We start from the raw sequence: 15,793 nt of genomic DNA, 5'->3' as shown, positions 1-15,793 counted from the left end.
CCTCAGGACAGTCCTGAGGCCGCAAGTCGTCAAGAGTTGGGCGGCCGGTCCGGGCCCGGCGTGGTGGGACCGGGTGCCGGCGGCGTTGACGGCAACCGGGGTCTAGCGGGTTTCGCCGACCACGCGGCGGGCGCGGCTCACCTCGTCGGCGAAGACCAGCACCCGGATGCGGCCGTCGGGTGCGGTGGCGAGTGTGGCGCGGATGCCGACGCTGTGCAGGTGCTCACGGATGAGCGTCGCGTCGGCGAGGGTACGGACCACCGCGGCGCTGGCGAGCAGGCCGTAGTCGTCGAGGGCGGGGCTCGGCGCGAGCGGCACGGGTGTCTCGGCGTCGCGCTGCAGTCCGCGGTGCAGGACCACGGCGAGGACCGCGATCGTCAGCATCGCGATCATCGGGCCGGCAAGGTAGGCACTAGCAGGCATGATCCCAGTTTGCACCCCGGCGGCGGGGTCGCGAGGCCGTTCCCGGTCCCCTGAGCGATCGTTTAGGCTCGACTGCGGTCGGCGGCTGCACCGGCGGCCGACGACGAGCGGTTCACCCAGTGGGAGGCAGTGCAATGGCAGGCAAGCTCGCGGTCATCGGGGCGGGACTCATGGGCGCCGGTATCGCCCAGGTGGCGGCACAGGCCGGATGGCAGGTCACGCTGCGCGACCTCGACGACGCGGCCACCGGGCGTGGTCTGGACGGCATCCGCACCTCGCTGGGGCGGTTCGCGGCCAAGGGCACCATCACCGAACAGGACGCCCAGGACGCGCTGGGGCGTATCACCACCACCACGGACCTAGAGGCCGCGGCCGAGGCCGACATCGTGATCGAGGCGGTCTTCGAGAAGCTGGAGATCAAGCAGGAGGTGTTCCGGGCGCTGGACCGCATCTGCAAGCCGGACGCGGTGCTCGGCACCAACACCTCCGCCATCCCGATCACCCAGATCGCGGCGGCCACGCAGCGCCCCGAGATGGTCGTGGGCACCCACTTCTTCTCGCCGGTGCCGATGATGAAGCTGTGCGAGCTGGTCCGGGGCCACCGCACCAGCGACGAGACGCTGGCCGCCGCGCGGGCGTTCGCCGAGGGCATCGGCAAGACCTGCATCGTGGTGAACCGCGACATCGCGGGCTTCGTCACCACCCGCCTGATCGCGGCGCTGGTCGTGGAGGCGGTCAAGCTCGTCGAGTCGGGCGTGTGCACCCCCGAGGACCTGGACACGGCCTGCAAGCTGGGCTTCGGCCATGCCATGGGCCCGCTGGCCACCACCGACCTGACCGGCGTGGACATCCTGGCGCACGCCGCCCGCAACATCTACACCGACACCGCCGACCCGAAGTTCTTCCCGCCGGAGCTGCTCCAGCGCATGGTCACCGCCGGTGAACTGGGCCGCAAGTCCGGCAAGGGCTTCTACACATACTGACCGACGTCGCCTCGGCTCCGCCGGCCGGTGCCGCCTCTCATAGACGTTGGCCTATCACGTCGACTTTTCGTCACTCGGAGTCGATGTGATAGGCCAACGTCTATGCAAGGCGGGGTGGGTCGGCGGCGAGCAGGTCACGCTGCGGACAGGGCGCGGCCGAGGAAGTCGAAGGCGGCCGGGGTGATGGAGTTCCAGTAGGTGCGGGTGTGCGCGCCCGGGGCGTACGCCGTGGTGGCGGCCGGGATCGTGGCGGCCAGGGCACGCACGTCCTCGTAGAAGCCGTCCTGCTCGCCGCACCACAGCGCGACGGGCGTGCCGGCCAGGGCGGAAGCGCCCGCGAAGACGCGGTCCCCGGGCGCGACGGCGGGGGAGAACGCCGCCACCGCGCGGTACGCTCCCGGGTGCGACTCGGCCAGTCGCAGCGCGCCGTAGCCGCCCATCGACCAGCCCCACAGGGCCAGGCGAGTGGTGTCGAAGCCGCGTTCGGCGCACCACGCCGGGATCTCCTCGTACGCCATCCGCTGCGGGTCGTCGGCCCCCGACGGCTCCCAGCGCAGTCGTCCGCCGGTCGCCCCGGCCAGCACGAACGGCGGCACGCCGCGCGCGGCGGCGTCGCTGAGGAAACGCCCGAAGCCGAAGCCGGGGAAGCTCGCGGCCGTCGCCGACGCGCCGTGCAGCACGAGGCACACCGGCAGGCCGCGGCCGTCGCCGTGGCCCGTGGGCACCGCCGTGTAGAAGTCGACGGTCGCGCCGCGCGCCGCCGAGGAGCGCTGCTCCAGGCGCTCGTCGCCGAGCGGCACGTCCGGGACCAGTTTGGCGGCGGTCTCCGCGTCGTCGGGACGGCTGCCCGGCCAGAGCGCGACGCCGCCGAGCGCCGCCGCGCCGAGGGTCACCCCCGCGGCGATCCGCAACGCCCGGCGGCGCTGCATCAGCCCTCCCGCTTGCTCGTCCAGCGGAACCCGACCAGGCACAGGACCAGCCCGCCGACGCACCAGGCCGCGAGCACCAGGGCGACCTTGCCCAGCTCGTACGAGCCGGCGACCTCCTGGCTCGCGAAGGAATCGGGCAGGAACACGCTGCGCAGTCCCTGGCACATCCACTTCAGCGGGAACAGTGCGGCGAACTGCTGCATCCACGGCGGCAGGTCGTCGTACTCGAAGAACACGCCCGAGGTGAACTGCAGGATCAGCGCGATCGGGGTGACCACGGCCGGTCCGGCCCGCCCGGTCTTGGCGACGCCAGAGAACGCGATGCCGCACAGCGTGCAGGCGATCAGGCCGAGCACGCTGACCCAGCCGAAGGTGAACCACTTCTGCCCGGTGTCGGGCAGCCGCAGGTCGTAGAAGGCGACGGCGACGGCCAGCAGCATGACGACGCTGATGAAGGCGAGCGCCGCCACGCACAGGATCTTGCCGGCGAAGAACACCCACTTCGGCATGGGGGTGCCGCGGTAGCGCTTGAGCACGCCCCGGTCACGCTCGATCGGGATCGTGATCGCCAGGTTCTGGAAACCGGTGGCCATGATGCCGGAGGCGATCATGCCGGTGACGAAGTACTGCGACAGGGTCACCGCCGGGTTCTCGCCGGGCGGGGTGATGACCACGCTGCCGAAGATCGACCCGAAGATCAGCATCAGCATGACGGGGAAGAGCAGCGTGAAGACCAGGGACTCCCGGGTACGCACGAACTGCTTGAACTCGATCCCGCCCTGCGCCAGGGCCAGGCTCAGCCCGCCACCGCCACCGGCCTGCCGCGCGGCGGGCCGCGCCGTCTCCTGCGCCGCGCTCTGCGCGCTCATGCTCGCTCCTGCCCGTTCTCGCCGATCATCTTCAGGTAGACGTCCTCCAGCGTGGGCCGGGTGACGGTCAGCTCCGGCACCTCGCCGCCGAACGAGGCGGCCAGCCGCTGCACCACCTCGGTGGGCCGGTCGGTCTCCTCCGTGTGCGTGCCGTTGTCGTCGCGCCAGCTCACGGTGGCCGTGGCCAGGTGCCGCCCGCCCAGCTCGGCGGGGGTCGACACGGCGATCATCGTGCCGCGCGCGATCACGCCGACCCGGTCGGCGAGCGCCTCGGCCTCGTCCAGGTAGTGCGTGGTGAGCAGGATCGTGGTGCCGGTGTGCGACAGCGCCCGGATCAGGTCCCAGAACTCGCGGCGCGCGGCCGGGTCGAAGCCCGTCGTCGGCTCGTCGAGGAACAGCACCTCGGGCTGGTTGACGATGCCCAGGGCCACGTCGAGGCGGCGCTTCTGGCCACCGGAGAGGGTGTGCGTGCGCGAGTTCGCCTTCTCGCTCAGCCCGACCCGCTCGATGACCTCGTCGGGGTCGGCCGGGTTCGGGTAGAAGCGCGCGAAGTGGCGCACCACCTCGTGCACCTTGAGCTCGTCGAACTCCCCGGTGCCCTGCAGCACGATGCCGACCCGGCGACGCCAGTCGCGGTCGGCCTTCGCGGGGTCCGTGCCGAGCACGCAGACCGTGCCGGAGTCCCGGGTGCGGAAGCCCTCCAGGATCTCCACGGTGGTGGTCTTGCCCGCCCCGTTGGGGCCCAGCAGCGCGAACACCTCGCCGCGCGGCACGGCCAGGTCGACCCCCGCGACCGCGACGTTGTCCGCATAGGACTTGCGCAGCCCGGAGACGCTGATCGCCAGCTCTTCGTGAGTCACACCCGGCACGATACGTCAGCGTGTCATCGACGCCCGCCCCTGCTCGGCCGGGCGCGAGAGACGCCACGTACCCCAGTGAGATTCTTCACCGGCACAAGTTACTGAACGTTCACTTAGCATCGGCGTATGGAGCCACGTCTCGCCGATCGTGACCGTCCCTGGGTCATGCGCACCTACGCCGGCCACTCGAACGCGGCGGCCACCAACGCGCTGTTCCGGCGCAACCTGGCCAAGGGCCAGACCGGCCTGTCGGTAGCGTTCGACCTGCCCACGCAGACCGGCTACGACCCCGACCACGAGCTCGCCGCGGGCGAGGTGGGCCGGGTCGGCGTGCCGGTGGCGCACCTCGGCGACGCGCGTGCCCTGTTCGACGGCATCGACCTGGCCGCCGCGAACACCAGCATGACGATCAACGCCACCGCGATGTGGCTGCTCGCGCTGTATGTCACGGTCGCGCAGGAGCAGGGCGCCGACCCGGCCGCGCTGGCCGGGACGACCCAGAACGACATCATCAAGGAGTACCTGTCGCGCGGGACGTACATCTTCCCGCCCGGTCCGTCGCTGCGCCTGACCACCGACGTCGTCGCGTGGACCGTGGCCAACGCGCCGGCCTGGAACCCGGTCAACATCTGCTCGTACCACCTGCAGGAGGCCGGTGCGACACCCGTGCAGGAGGTCGGCTTCGCGCTGGCCACCGCCGTCGCGGTGCTCGACCGGGTGCGCGACGGCGGCCAGGTCGCGCCCGAACGCATGGGCGACGTCGTGCAGCGCATCTCGTTCTTCGTCAACTCCGGCGTGCGCTTCGTCGAGGAGATGGCGAAGATGCGCGCGTTCGGCCGGCTCTGGGACGAGATCACCCGCGACCGGTACGGCGTCACCGACCCCAAGCAGCGCCGCCTGCGCTACGGCGTACAGGTCAACTCGCTGGGGCTGACCGAGTCGCAGCCGGAGAACAACGTCGCCCGGATCGTGCTGGAGATGCTCGGCGTCACCATGTCCCGCGACGCCCGCGCCCGCGCCGTGCAGCTGCCCGCCTGGAACGAGGCCCTCGGCCTGCCCCGCCCCTGGGACCAGCAGTGGTCCCTGCGCCTGCAGCAGGTCCTGGCGTACGAGTCCGACCTGCTCGAATATCCCGACCTGTTCGCCGGATCGCACGTCGTCGAGGGGCTGGTCGACGAGATCGCCGACGGGGCCCGCAAGCAGCTCGCCGAGGTGCTGGACCTCGGCGGCGCGGTGGTCGCCGTGGAGAGCGGGCACCTCAAGAGCGCGCTGGTCGCCTCGCTGGCCCGCCGTCGCGGGCGGGTCGAGTCGGGCGAGGACGTGGTGGTCGGCGTCAACCGATTCGTCGAGACCGAGCCGTCGCCGCTGACCGCCGCCGGCGCGCAGGCCATCGAGCAGGTCGACCCGGCCGTGGAGAAGGCGGCGATCGACGCGGTGACCCGCTGGCGGGCCGAGCGCGACGCTTCGGTGGCCGCCGAAGCGCTGGACCGGCTGCGTGCCGAGGCCGCCGGATCGCGCAACCTGATGCCGTCGACGCTGGAGTGCGTCCGGGCCGGGGTCACCACCGGGGAGTGGGCCGGGGTGCTGCGCGAGGTGTTCGGGGAGTATCGCGCGCCCACCGGGCTGAGCAGCGGCGTGTCCGGCAGCGGGGACGATTCGCTGGCCCGGGTGCGCGAGCGGGTGCGGGCCACGGCCCGCGAGCTGGAGCGCCCGGCGCTGCGGCTGCTCGTCGGCAAGCCGGGCCTCGACGGACACTCCAACGGCGCGGAGCAGATCGCCGTACGCGCCCGCGACGCCGGGTTCGAGGTCGTCTACCAGGGCATCCGGCTGACCCCGGCGCAGATCGTGGCGGCGGCGGTGCAGGAGGACGTGGACCTCGTCGGGCTGTCGGTGCTGTCCGGCTCGCACCTCAACGCGGTGCCCGCGGTGCTGGCCGGGCTGCGTGCCGCCGGGCTGGCCGACCTGCCGGTCGTCGTCGGCGGCATCATCCCCTCCGACGACGCCGAGGTGCTCCGCGAGGCCGGCGTCGCCCGCGTCTTCACCCCGAAGGACTTCGCCCTCACCGACATCATGGCCGAACTGGTCACCGTCGTCCGCGAACGCCACCACCTCCCCTGACCGTCCACGCGGTCAGGCAAGGGTCAGGGCGGTGGTGGCGAGCATGCCGGCGAGGATGGTCAGGGCGATGGCACCGGGGTCGAGGCGGGCCCCGAACCAGCGGTCGGCGAGTTCGCCGGCCGGGAGCAGGCCGGACAGGGGCGCACCGAGCAGGACGAGCCAGCCGGCCAGCAGGCCGACGGGGCCCTGGGCCTGCAGGAAGGCCGCGAGCAGGGTGACCACGGCCGAGCAGGCCGCGCCGAGGGCGAACAGCAGCGGCAGGATCAGCGGGGGCAGCTTCTCGCCACCGCGCTGAGCCCGGTCGATGCGGGCGGCGGCGCTTTCGAGCAGCGCGATCGGATCCGTGGTGGCGGGGGAGTCGGGCAGCGGCAGGGGCGGCGGCACGGGGCCCAGGCGGCGGCCGCGGCGGCCTCGTACCTGCTTGAGCTCGTCCCACAGGGCGCCCGCCGCGAGGTCGGTCTGGGCGACCAGGCGCTGCGCGTGGGCCATCCGGGCCGTCGCCGCGACCACCGCGTCGTCGGCCGCGGCGAGGTCGTGCTCGATGGTGGCGATGCCGTCGGCGTGGGACTGGACGGCCGCGGTCAACGCCGTCTCGTGCCGCCGGGACGCGGCGACCAGGTCGGCGATCAGCGCGCGGTAGCGGACCGTCGGCGGGGACGTCACGGGGCCACCTCGTACGGGATGATGATCTGCGCGCGGTGGTGCACCGAGCGGTCGAAGTGCAGGGCGCGGTTGAGCCGGGGGAACCAGGCCGGGCCGCCGGGCTGCGGGTAGAGCGCGGACAGCTCGGGCCCGTGCACGTCCAGTGCCACCCACGCGCCGATCGCGTCGAATCGGGCGCCCGGCCCGCCGAGGTCGTCTCGCAGCCGGGACACCGTGCGCCACCAGCAGAGCAGGTGGGTACGCCGCTCCGGCCCCCGGGCCAGCACGGTGCGCAGCAGCTCGTGGCCGCTGGGCAGGCCGGGGCCGGGCTTGGCGGCCAGCTGCACGGCGACCGCGTCCATGGCGAAGCCGAACACGTAGTGCGGCTGCTCGCCGGTGTCCGCGGCGAGCTCGGCGAGCAGGCCGGTGACGCTGTCGGCGTCGTACCAGCCGCAGCGGTGTCGGGCGTCGAGCACCGCGTGCAGCGACTTGGCGGGTGTGGTCGCGTCGGAGTCCAGGCACAGCACGCTGAACCGGGCCGAGCCGGCCGTGTGCTGGCTGCCCAGGGCGTGTCCGGCGGCGAGCAGCACCGCGCAGGCCTCGTCGGCCCGGGTGCCGAGCACGGCGAGGTTGCGGCCGGGCGCGCGGTTGAGCCGCAGCGTGGCGGGACGGCCCGTGACGTCGATGGTCTCGCCGAGCAGGGCGACCGCGCCCACCGAAGCGGGCAGGTCCGGCGCCGGCGGCGGGGGCAGCAACGGGAACAGCGGGCGGGAGTCGCCGTCGAACAGCCGAGGCGGCTCGGCCTCCTCCGGCCGGGCCGACCACAGCTGCTCCTGCAGCCCGAGCCACGTCGCGCGGTCACCGGCGTCGGGCAGCCGCACGATGGTGTTCGCCGACGGCACGCCGGAGTCGGCGTTGACCACGGCATGGCAGCGCGGGATCAGCTCGGCGGCCAGGTTCACATCGGACAGGATGCGGCGCGCCTTGGGCAGCGCGACGCGCAGCGTGAACTGCGAGACCAGCCCGGAGCGGCCCCACAGGGCCTCGATGCCGGACACGTCCTGGCTGGCCAGCACCAGGTGGATGCCCTGCGAGCGGCCCCGGCGGGCCAGGTCCTCCAGCAGGTCGACGGCCTCGCTGGTCACCGCGTCGCGCGCGCCCAGCAGCACCTGGAACTCGTCGATCACGGCGACGATGCGCGGCCAGGCGCCCTGCGGGTCCTCGGCCCGCAGCTCGGCGAGCTTGGTCGCCTCGTGCTGCTTGGCGGCAGCGGCCCGGCGCTTGAGCTCTTCGGCCAGGTGGCGCAGCAGGGCCAGGCCGAACTCGCGGTCGCTGTTGACGTTGACGCCGACCAGCCGCACCTGCGGCAGCCAGCTGGGGTCGCGGGTGCCGGGGGCGAAGCGGGCGAAGGACACGCCCTCCTTGAAGTCCAGCAGGTACAGCGACAGCTCGGCGGGGGAGTAGCGGGTGGCGAGCGCGGCGAGCCAGCAGTAGATCAGGTTGGTCTTGCCGGAGCCGGACGGGCCGCCGATCAGGGCGTGCGGCGGGTCGTCGCCGAGCACCAGCTCCACCAGCCGGCCGTCGGTGCCCTCGCCGATGGGCGCGCGCAGCGCCTCGGCCGAGGACTGCTGCCAGATCGCGTCGGGCAGCAGCGCGGCGAACGGCACCGGCGGCGGCCCGGCCGTGGCCTGCTCGGCCAGCGCGCGGCAGACCCCGGTGACCAGGGCGGCGCCGGGTGGGGCGTCGAGGCGTACGGGGATCTCGCCGGTGAGGCTGGTCCGTGCCGTGCCGCCGGCCCGGAGCGCGATCGTCTCGACGTCGGCGTCCGCCGCGAGGTCGAACCCGCGGCTGATCAGGTGCACCCCGGCGGCGACGCCGGTGCGGGTGACCCGGTCGAGCTGGGCACGTTCGGCCTTGGACAGTTCCGCGCCGTTCGGGTCGGCCAGCAGCACCGCGATCCGCCAGGGCTCGGGACGGCGGCCGGTCTCGGCGGCCAGCTCGGCGACGCTGAGGTAGACCCCGCCGAGCACGTTCTCGTTGATCCGGCGGACCTGCTCGGCGAGGTCGTCGAGCAGCGGACTGAGCCCGCCCGGCCCGAGGTACGAGATGAGACCCGCCGGGGCCAGCGGGGCGAGCCCGGCCAGCGCGCCGCCGAGCCGGCCCGGGTCGTACACGCTGATCCGCAGCGAACCGGGCGGCACCGACGCCAGCGCGCGCAGCAGCACCGCCCCGATCAGGGCGTCCACCGCGGCCGTGCCGTCGCCGGACACGTCGAGGTGCGCGGTGTCCAGCAGCGGCACCAGGGCCGGGACGGCTGTCGGCGGAGCCGGTTCCTGCACCAGCGCGCCGATGCGCAGCAGCCCGGGAGTGAGCCCGGCCTGCTGTTCCGGCTTCATGCCGGGCCGCCAAGCCGTCCACGGGCTGCCCGCGGTGCCGGGCGCGGCCGCCTCGGCGAGCCCGAGCAGCCCTCGGCCGAGTTTCATGGTCTCGCGTTCCCGGCGGGCCCGGGCCTCGGCCAGGGCGGTGTCCCGGGTCGTCAGCAGCTCGTCGCGCCGGAGCGGGGCCGAGCGCCGGACGGCGTCGAGCTGCGCGAGCGCCGCGACCCGGGCCGCCGCCGTGGCGGCCAGCGAGGCGCGGGCGGCGTGCCGGGCCGCGGCCAGTTCCCTGCGTACCGCCGCGACGATCCCTCGGCTGGTCGGCGCAGTCGCGGCGTCCTGTTCAGCCACCGCTGCGGCGGCGCGTGGGCTGCGTGACGCGGCCCAGCTCGTCGACGGCGGAGCGGCGGCGGCCGCTGTCGGTGATGCGCAGCGCGGCCCGGTGGGCCTCGGCCCGTTCGGCGGCCCGCTGCTGGGCGGCCCCGGCAGCGGCCCGTTCGGCCTCGATGATCTGGTTCAGCTCGTCGGGCGAGCGGCCGTTGGCCCGCAGCAGCGCGGCGACCAGCAGCGCGGCGGCGGTCGCGGCGTCCACCGGGTGGGTGGGAGCTCGGTCGGCGGTGCGCTGGGGCGTGGTGTGGCAGACCCGCGCCACGATCTCCGCGGCCGCCTCGGCGGGCAGTGCCGGGAGCAGCTCGGCGGGCAGCGGCAGGGCCGCCCGGCGTACCCGGGCCAGGTCCTCCAGCCGCGGCGGGTAGCCGACCAGGTCGGCGGCGAGCTGGCGCAGCAGCGGTGGCGCGATGGCAGCCAGGCCCAGGCCGACGGCGGGTCCGGCGGCGGCCAGGTGCCGGTGCAGCCGCCGGCGGTCGCCGTCGTGGGCCGCCTGCACGCAGCGGCGCAGCAGCTCGGCGCTGGACTGTGCGGCGTCGGCGCGGTCGCCGACGAGTGTCGACGCGGAGAACTCCTCGCCGGTGAGCGCGGCGATCCGCTCGCCCCACCAGTCGGCCAGACGGCAGTCGGCGGAGCCGCTGGCCTCGCCGCGCGGGGCCTGGGCGGGCACGGCGCTCGGCCAGCCCTCGTGGTGGCGGGCGTGAGTGTCGATGGGCATGCCCAGCGCCAGCGCGTACTCGTCGAGCCGGTCCTGGGCGACACGCAGCGCGGCGGCGGCGTGGTCCAGGCGCTCGACGGCACGACTCAGGTCGGGCACGCTGACCGGGGTCGCGCTGTGGTGCAGCACCCAGGCCAGCAGCCCGGTCGCGCTGCGCAGCCGCTCGGCGGCTGCCGAAACCTGCGGCAGCGGCAGTTCCTCCCGGGCGACCCGGAGCTGATCCGCGAGATCTTGAACGAGACTCATACCCGGCTCACAGCGTCGCGACGTACGACTCAGCCTGCTCCACCGCGTGCAGCGTCGCGGTGAGGCATTCCTCGAGTTCCGAGGCGGCTTGGGCGAGTGCGGCCTGCGCGGCGGTCACGGCCTCGTGCCCGGACCCCTCGACGGCGGTCGCGAGGCTGAGCTGCGCCTCGCCGAGCCGGTCGTTGGCGGAACGGACCGCGTCCTGGCCTTCCTGCACGTGCAGCATGGCGGCATCGATGGCGGCTTTGACCTCGGCGACGCTGGCCACGAGACCTCCACGGGGGATCGGATGGAACTCCTCCGCGAGAGTATGACGTTTTCGCCCGTTTATCACGCTTTCGCCACGCCTGGTGGCCAGAGCTACTTTTCCGACAGTGCCCCGATCGCGCGACGCTGCCGCCGGCGTCGTCTGGCCGTCACCATCCACCACACCAGGCCGATCAGGAAGATGATCACCAGGAACGGGACGATGATCGCGACGACCGACAGGCCCGCGCTCGCGCCGTCCTCGACGGTCGAGACCACCGGGGCCGCCATGCCGACCGTGGCCACGTTCAGCACCGGCCGGGCGGTCGCCTTCGCGCCGTGCACGGTGAACGCGATGAGCAGGCCGATCACGATCGGTATCCACAGCTTCTGCGTCCACAACGCCGACGGGTCGGTGACCGTGACGGTCTCGGAACCCGTGCCCGCCGCGAACGCCATGCCGCCCGCGGTCGGCCGGACCACGGTCTGCACCACGTCGTTGACGCTGTCCACCACCGGCACCTTGTCCGCGACGAACTCGATCGCCAGCAGCACCGCGAGGATCAGCAGCACCCAGCCGTTGCTCAGCCAGGACCAGGTGGAAGGCAGATTGATCAGGTTCGTGTACCGGTCCAGCATGCCGATCACGAGGAGCGGGATGTACGCGTTGAGCCCCGCGGCCGTGGCCAGCCCCGTGCCGGTCAGTAGTTCGAGCACGATCCCAGCATGCCCCGGCGGTGCAACGGACGCGAACGCTACGACGGATACGCGTCCCTTAGGCTGGTTCGGTGCGTCTCGTCATCGCCCGGTGCACCGTCGACTACGTCGGACGGCTGTCATCCCATCTCCCTTCCGCCAAACGCCTGCTCATCGTGAAGGCGGACGGTTCGGTCTCGATCCACGCCGACGACCGGGCTTACAAGCCGCTGAACTGGATGAGCCCGCCCTGCAAGCTGGTCGAGGAGCCCGGCGTGTGGCGCGTGGTCAACAAGGCCGGCGAGGAGCTCCGGATCGCCCTGGAGGAGATCTTCGAGGACACGTCCCACGTCTTCGGCCCCGACCCCGGCCTCCAGAAGGACGGTGTCGAAGCCCACCTCCAGGAACTGCTCGCCGCCGCCCCGCACACCTTCGGCGAGGGCTTCACCCTGGTCCGCCGCGAGTACATGACCGCCATCGGCCCCGTCGACCTGCTCTGCCGCGACGCGTCGAGCGGCCACGTCGCCGTCGAGGTCAAACGCCGTGGCGAGATCGACGGCGTGGAGCAGCTCACCCGTTACCTGGAACTGCTCAACCGCGACCCGCTGCTGGCCCCCGTGGCCGGCATCTTCGCCGCCCAGGAGATCAAGCCCCAGGCCCGAGTCCTCGCCGAAGACCGAGGAATCCGCTGCGTGGTCGTCGACTACGACCGCCTGCGCGGCACCAAGAAAGACGAACTGACCCTCTTCTGACACCCGAGTGCGGAAACGGTGGGGCCCCCGGGGGATGTGCCGGGGGCCTTTGTCGTGGGTGGGTCAGCGGTCGCGGCCGTGTAGGAGTCGGGTCACGGCCAGGGCCAGTTTCACGGCCGAGGGTTTGCGGTCGAAGGTGAGCAGGGGCGGCAGGCTGGGCAGGCGGCGGCGGGCGATGGCCTTGGCGCGGGTGAACTCGCGCAGGCCGTCGGCGCCGTGGATGCGGCCGAAGCCGGACGCGCCAACTCCGCCGAAGGGCAGGGTCGGGAGCACGGCGAAGGAGAAGGCCGAGTTCACGGCGGTCATGCCGGTCTTCAGTCGGCGGGCGATGGCCATGCCGTGGCGCTTGGAGAACACCGCCGAGCCGAGGCCGTACGCCGAGTCGTTGGCCAGTGCGATCGCCTCTTCGACGGAGGCGACCTTGGTGACGGTGATGGTCGGGCCGAAGGTCTCCTCGCGTACGGCGGCCGAGGACTCCGGCACGTCGACCAGGATGGTCGGCTTGACGTACGAGCCCTGCACCGAGTCCGGGCCGCCGAGCAGGGCACGGCCGCCGCTGGTCAGGGCGTCGTCGATGTGGCGGGCGATGATGTCGCGCTGGCCGGGCATGGTGATCGGGCCGACCTGCTCGCCCACGGTCAGCTTCTCGGTCCGCGCCACCAGCTTGCCCACGAACTCGTCGTAGACCCGCTCGTGCACGTACGCCCGCTCGATGCCGACGCAGGCCTGCCCGGCGTTGAAGTTCGCGCCCCAGGCCGCGGCCTCGGCCGCCGCGTCGAGATCGGCGTCGTCGTCCACGATCAGCGCGTCCTTGCCGCCGCACTCGATCAGCACGGGCGTCAGCGTCTCCGCGCAGGCCGCCATCACCTTGCGGCCGGTCGCCGCCGAGCCGGTGAAGGCCAGCTTGTCCACGCCCGAGCGGCACAGCGCCGCGCCGGTCTCGCCGCCGCCGTGCACGATCTGCAGCACCGGGTGCTCCGGCACGACCTCGTTGAACGCGTCGACGTAGAACTGGCCCACGGCGGGGGTGTACTCGCTGGGCTTGAAGACCACGGCGTTGCCCGCGGCCAGCCCGTACGCGATGGAACCGAACGGCGTGAAGATCGGGAAGTTCCACGGGCCGAGCACGCCGATGACGCCGAACGGCTGGTACTCCAGGTGCGCGGCGTACTCGGACTGCATCAGCGAGCCGCCGACGCGGCGCGGGCCGAGCACCTTGCGGGCGTGCTTGGCGGCCCAGGCGGCGTGGTCGACCGAGACGACGATCTCCAGCAGCGCCTCGTCGACCGGCTTGCCGCCCTCGCGGTGCATCAGCTGGGCCAGCTCCTGCATGCGGGCGACCAGCAGGCTGCGCCAGCGCAGCAGGCGCCGGCGGCGCTCGCGCCAACCCAGTCCGGCCCACCAGGCAGCGGCGGCGCGGGCCCGCTCGACGGCGGCGGCCACGTCAGCGGCGGTCGCGACGGGCAGGCGGGCCACCTCGTCGCCGGTGGCGGGGTTCGTCGAGATCAGCTCGCCGGCCTCGACGACACTCGCGCCGGGCGGCAGGGATGAGGTGGTGGTCACGCGCGCAGTCTAGGCCTACTCGTGAGTAATCCGAAACATCCTCACGCCTGAAGGTGGTCCTCGATCAGCCGGGCCGCGATCGCGGCCGGGTCGGGCAGTTCGTCGTTCTCGTACAGGTCGAGGAAGCGCTGCCGCCCCGCGAACCGGGCGGACCGGATCGTCTCCTGCATACCCGTGTCCATCACGCCCGGGTTGACGACCTCAACCTTGATCCGCGGATCGTCCGAGCACTGCTCGGCCAGGTGCGCGAAGAACTCCTCGGCTCCGCGCTTGGTCGCCGAGTAGGCCGACCAGCCGTCGATGATCCGGTGCGCCGCACCCGAGGAGACGAACATGATCACGGCGCGGGAGGCGGTGGCGGGCAGTGCCGCGAGCAGTGAGTTCGTCAGCAGCATGGGTGCGGTCAGGTTCACCGCCACCGCGTTGGCCAGTTCGTCGGGTTCCAGGTCGCCGATCGGCCCGATCGGGGCGACCACCGCGGCGTTGTGGATCAGCACCACCTCGTCGGCGTCCTCGAACAGCTCGCTCAGCTCGGACGCGTGCGGCAGGGTGGACGGCTCGGCCAGCTCGCAGTGGCGCAGGATCAGCCGCTTGCCGGCATTGATGCGCTGCGCGTCGGTGAAGCCGCGACCCAGCGCGAGCACCACGGTGTCCTCGTCGGTCTCGAACTGGTTGAGCAGGGCTTCGCCCAGCCCGCGGGACACACCTGTGATCACGACATAACGCACGCTGACAGGCTAGTGCCTCGCCGTCGAGATCCACGCGACCGGCTCGAACAACCGGACTCCAGGCAGATCTTGACGGTTTCCCGTAGTCGGGACCACGGGAAACCGTCAAGATCTGGAAGGCGGTCACTCGTACTCGGTGCCGCCCTTGCGGGTGAGGTAGGCGGGGGAGACGAGCTTGCCGATGGCGCGGCCGCCGGTCACCGGGCTGTAGCGCTCGGGCAGTGACCGCACGACCAGGCCCTCGCGCAGGTTCGCGCCCGTGCCGGAGACCGTCTCGGTGCCGTCGGCCAGCGCCATCAGCGCCTGCTCGTCGTACGCGCCCCGGTACAGCACCGGAACCAGGGGCACCCCGTGCTCGGCGGCGAGCGGCGCGTACTCGTCCAGCGTCAGCCAGCGCACGCCTTCCCCGTCGTCCACGCACACGTCGAACACCGCGTACCCGGGGCGCACCCCGGCGTTCGCGCCGTACGGCAGGTCCTGCACGCCCCGGCCGAACACCTCGCCGAACACGCCGACCCGGGTGGCGCCGACCGCGGCGGCGACCGCCCCGGCGAAGGTGGGCAGGTCGAACGTCCGGATCGCGCGCCAGTAGAGGTTGGTGCCGGCCTCCTTGATGGCCAGGCGCTGCTTGCCGAAGCCCTTCGACGACGCGTACACGGCGCCGGTCGCCGCGACGAACGTCATCAGCGTGGCCGAGCCGTGGATCTTCTCGGTGGCGATCACCGGCTCCCCGGCCGTGAACAGGTCCGGGTAGCGGCGGATGTTCTCGACCTCCAGCCATGGCAGCAGGTCGGCGGCGGGCTCCATGTCACCGGCCAGGTGCACCGGCACCGGCGGGTTCCACTTGACCACGCCGAGCACCTCGGCGAAGTCCGTGCCCGCCGCGGCGGCCGCGACGAGGTCCAGGTCGGACAGTGCCTTGGGCAGGCAGACGATGCCCTGGGACAGCTCGCCGCGCAGGCGTACCGCGGTGATGCGGTCTTTGCTCGCGCCCGCGAGGCGTCCGGTGAGGCCGAGTTCGGCGATCAGCGGCTCCGGCAGCACCGAGCCTTCGGGCAGGTAAACGGCGTGGTCCCCGGTGCGGTAGGCGCCCTTGGCGACCACCGCGCGCAGCCGTCCCACCTCGGCGAGTTCGAGCGCGTCGGCATTGGGGTGCGGGTGGATCACCAGCCGTTCCGCGGTGACCTTGAGTGTCGACATGCCGAGAATGCTCCCGCCCCCGCATGCCCCGAGCAACCGACTTAGTTGTGTGGGCGGA

15 protein-coding genes are annotated in these 15,793 nt (G+C 72.9%); 3 read left to right on the top strand and 12 right to left on the bottom strand.

Features of this window, described 5'->3' with window-relative positions:
- Positions 1–102: 102 nt before the first annotated feature.
- Positions 103–423 (bottom strand): hypothetical protein, encoded by a 321-nt coding sequence (locus tag AB0B66_RS01060; protein WP_360520869.1) that lies wholly within the window; start codon positions 421–423, stop codon positions 103–105.
- A 134-nt stretch (positions 424–557) separates the two neighbouring features.
- On the opposite strand from AB0B66_RS01060, the gene AB0B66_RS01055 reads away from it, so the two are divergent.
- Positions 558–1,406: a 3-hydroxyacyl-CoA dehydrogenase family protein gene (locus AB0B66_RS01055; protein WP_360520866.1), complete on the top strand. Its 849-nt coding sequence runs from the start codon at positions 558–560 to the stop codon at positions 1,404–1,406.
- Positions 1,407–1,540: 134 nt separating this feature from the next.
- Here the strand turns inward: AB0B66_RS01055 and AB0B66_RS01050 are convergent, their stop codons facing one another.
- The 3 genes from AB0B66_RS01050 to AB0B66_RS01040 are packed head-to-tail and all read right to left on the bottom strand — an operon-like array spanning position 1,541 to position 4,064.
- The gene (locus AB0B66_RS01050) at positions 1,541–2,335 is read right to left on the bottom strand and encodes an alpha/beta hydrolase-fold protein (RefSeq protein ID WP_360520863.1); all 795 of its coding nucleotides are present in this window, start codon (positions 2,333–2,335) and stop codon (positions 1,541–1,543) included.
- Positions 2,335–3,204, bottom strand: coding sequence for an ABC transporter permease (locus AB0B66_RS01045; RefSeq protein WP_360520860.1), 870 nt, complete (start codon positions 3,202–3,204; stop codon positions 2,335–2,337). The genes AB0B66_RS01050 and AB0B66_RS01045 overlap by 1 nt, the downstream gene beginning before the upstream one ends.
- Positions 3,201–4,064: an ABC transporter ATP-binding protein gene (locus tag AB0B66_RS01040; RefSeq protein ID WP_360520857.1), complete on the bottom strand. Its 864-nt coding sequence runs from the start codon at positions 4,062–4,064 to the stop codon at positions 3,201–3,203. The genes AB0B66_RS01045 and AB0B66_RS01040 overlap by 4 nt, the downstream gene beginning before the upstream one ends.
- A 126-nt stretch (positions 4,065–4,190) precedes the next feature.
- Here AB0B66_RS01040 and AB0B66_RS01035 point away from each other — a divergent pair, with 126 nt between their 5' ends.
- Complete coding sequence (locus AB0B66_RS01035) at positions 4,191–6,182, top strand: protein meaA (protein ID WP_360520854.1); 1,992 nt, start codon at positions 4,191–4,193, stop codon at positions 6,180–6,182.
- Between the two features lie 12 nt (positions 6,183–6,194).
- Here the strand turns inward: AB0B66_RS01035 and AB0B66_RS01030 are convergent, their stop codons facing one another.
- The 5 genes from AB0B66_RS01030 to AB0B66_RS01010 form a co-directional block, all read right to left on the bottom strand.
- Positions 6,195–6,845 (bottom strand): hypothetical protein, encoded by a 651-nt coding sequence (locus tag AB0B66_RS01030; protein WP_360520851.1) that lies wholly within the window; start codon positions 6,843–6,845, stop codon positions 6,195–6,197.
- Positions 6,842–9,550: an FtsK/SpoIIIE domain-containing protein gene (locus tag AB0B66_RS01025; RefSeq protein WP_360520848.1), complete on the bottom strand. Its 2,709-nt coding sequence runs from the start codon at positions 9,548–9,550 to the stop codon at positions 6,842–6,844. Before AB0B66_RS01025 ends, AB0B66_RS01030 begins: the two co-directional genes overlap by 4 nt.
- Entirely contained in the window at positions 9,543–10,550 is a 1,008-nt protein-coding gene (locus tag AB0B66_RS01020) for a hypothetical protein (RefSeq protein WP_360520845.1), read from the bottom strand. The genes AB0B66_RS01025 and AB0B66_RS01020 overlap by 8 nt, the downstream gene beginning before the upstream one ends.
- A 7-nt stretch (positions 10,551–10,557) precedes the next feature.
- Complete coding sequence (locus tag AB0B66_RS01015) at positions 10,558–10,818, bottom strand: hypothetical protein (protein ID WP_120318357.1); 261 nt, start codon at positions 10,816–10,818, stop codon at positions 10,558–10,560.
- A 92-nt stretch (positions 10,819–10,910) separates the two neighbouring features.
- Positions 10,911–11,513 carry a DUF4126 domain-containing protein gene (locus tag AB0B66_RS01010; protein WP_360520841.1) on the bottom strand — a complete coding sequence of 201 codons (603 nt, stop codon included), beginning with the start codon at positions 11,511–11,513 and terminating at the stop codon, positions 10,911–10,913.
- A gap of 71 nt (positions 11,514–11,584) precedes the next feature.
- On the opposite strand from AB0B66_RS01010, the gene nucS reads away from it, so the two are divergent.
- The gene (gene nucS / locus AB0B66_RS01005; protein ID WP_360520838.1) at positions 11,585–12,244 is read left to right on the top strand and encodes an endonuclease NucS; all 660 of its coding nucleotides are present in this window, start codon (positions 11,585–11,587) and stop codon (positions 12,242–12,244) included.
- Positions 12,245–12,307: 63 nt separating this feature from the next.
- Here nucS and AB0B66_RS01000 read toward each other — a convergent pair whose 3' ends face one another.
- The 3 genes from AB0B66_RS01000 to AB0B66_RS00990 form a co-directional block, all read right to left on the bottom strand.
- Positions 12,308–13,807, bottom strand: a complete 1,500-nt coding sequence (locus AB0B66_RS01000) for an aldehyde dehydrogenase family protein (RefSeq protein WP_360520835.1) — start codon at positions 13,805–13,807, stop codon at positions 12,308–12,310.
- A gap of 41 nt (positions 13,808–13,848) precedes the next feature.
- Positions 13,849–14,535, bottom strand: a complete 687-nt coding sequence (locus AB0B66_RS00995) for an SDR family NAD(P)-dependent oxidoreductase (RefSeq protein ID WP_360520832.1) — start codon at positions 14,533–14,535, stop codon at positions 13,849–13,851.
- A gap of 123 nt (positions 14,536–14,658) precedes the next feature.
- Complete coding sequence (locus AB0B66_RS00990; protein ID WP_360520829.1) at positions 14,659–15,735, bottom strand: RNA ligase (ATP); 1,077 nt, start codon at positions 15,733–15,735, stop codon at positions 14,659–14,661.
- Positions 15,736–15,793 lie beyond the last annotated feature (58 nt).

It is taken from the genome of Catellatospora sp. NPDC049111 (genome assembly GCF_040648615.1).
GTDB lineage: Bacteria > Actinomycetota > Actinomycetes > Mycobacteriales > Micromonosporaceae > Catellatospora > Catellatospora aurea.
Note: the sequence above shows the minus strand (reverse complement) of the source record. Positions and strands in the feature narration are given on the sequence as shown.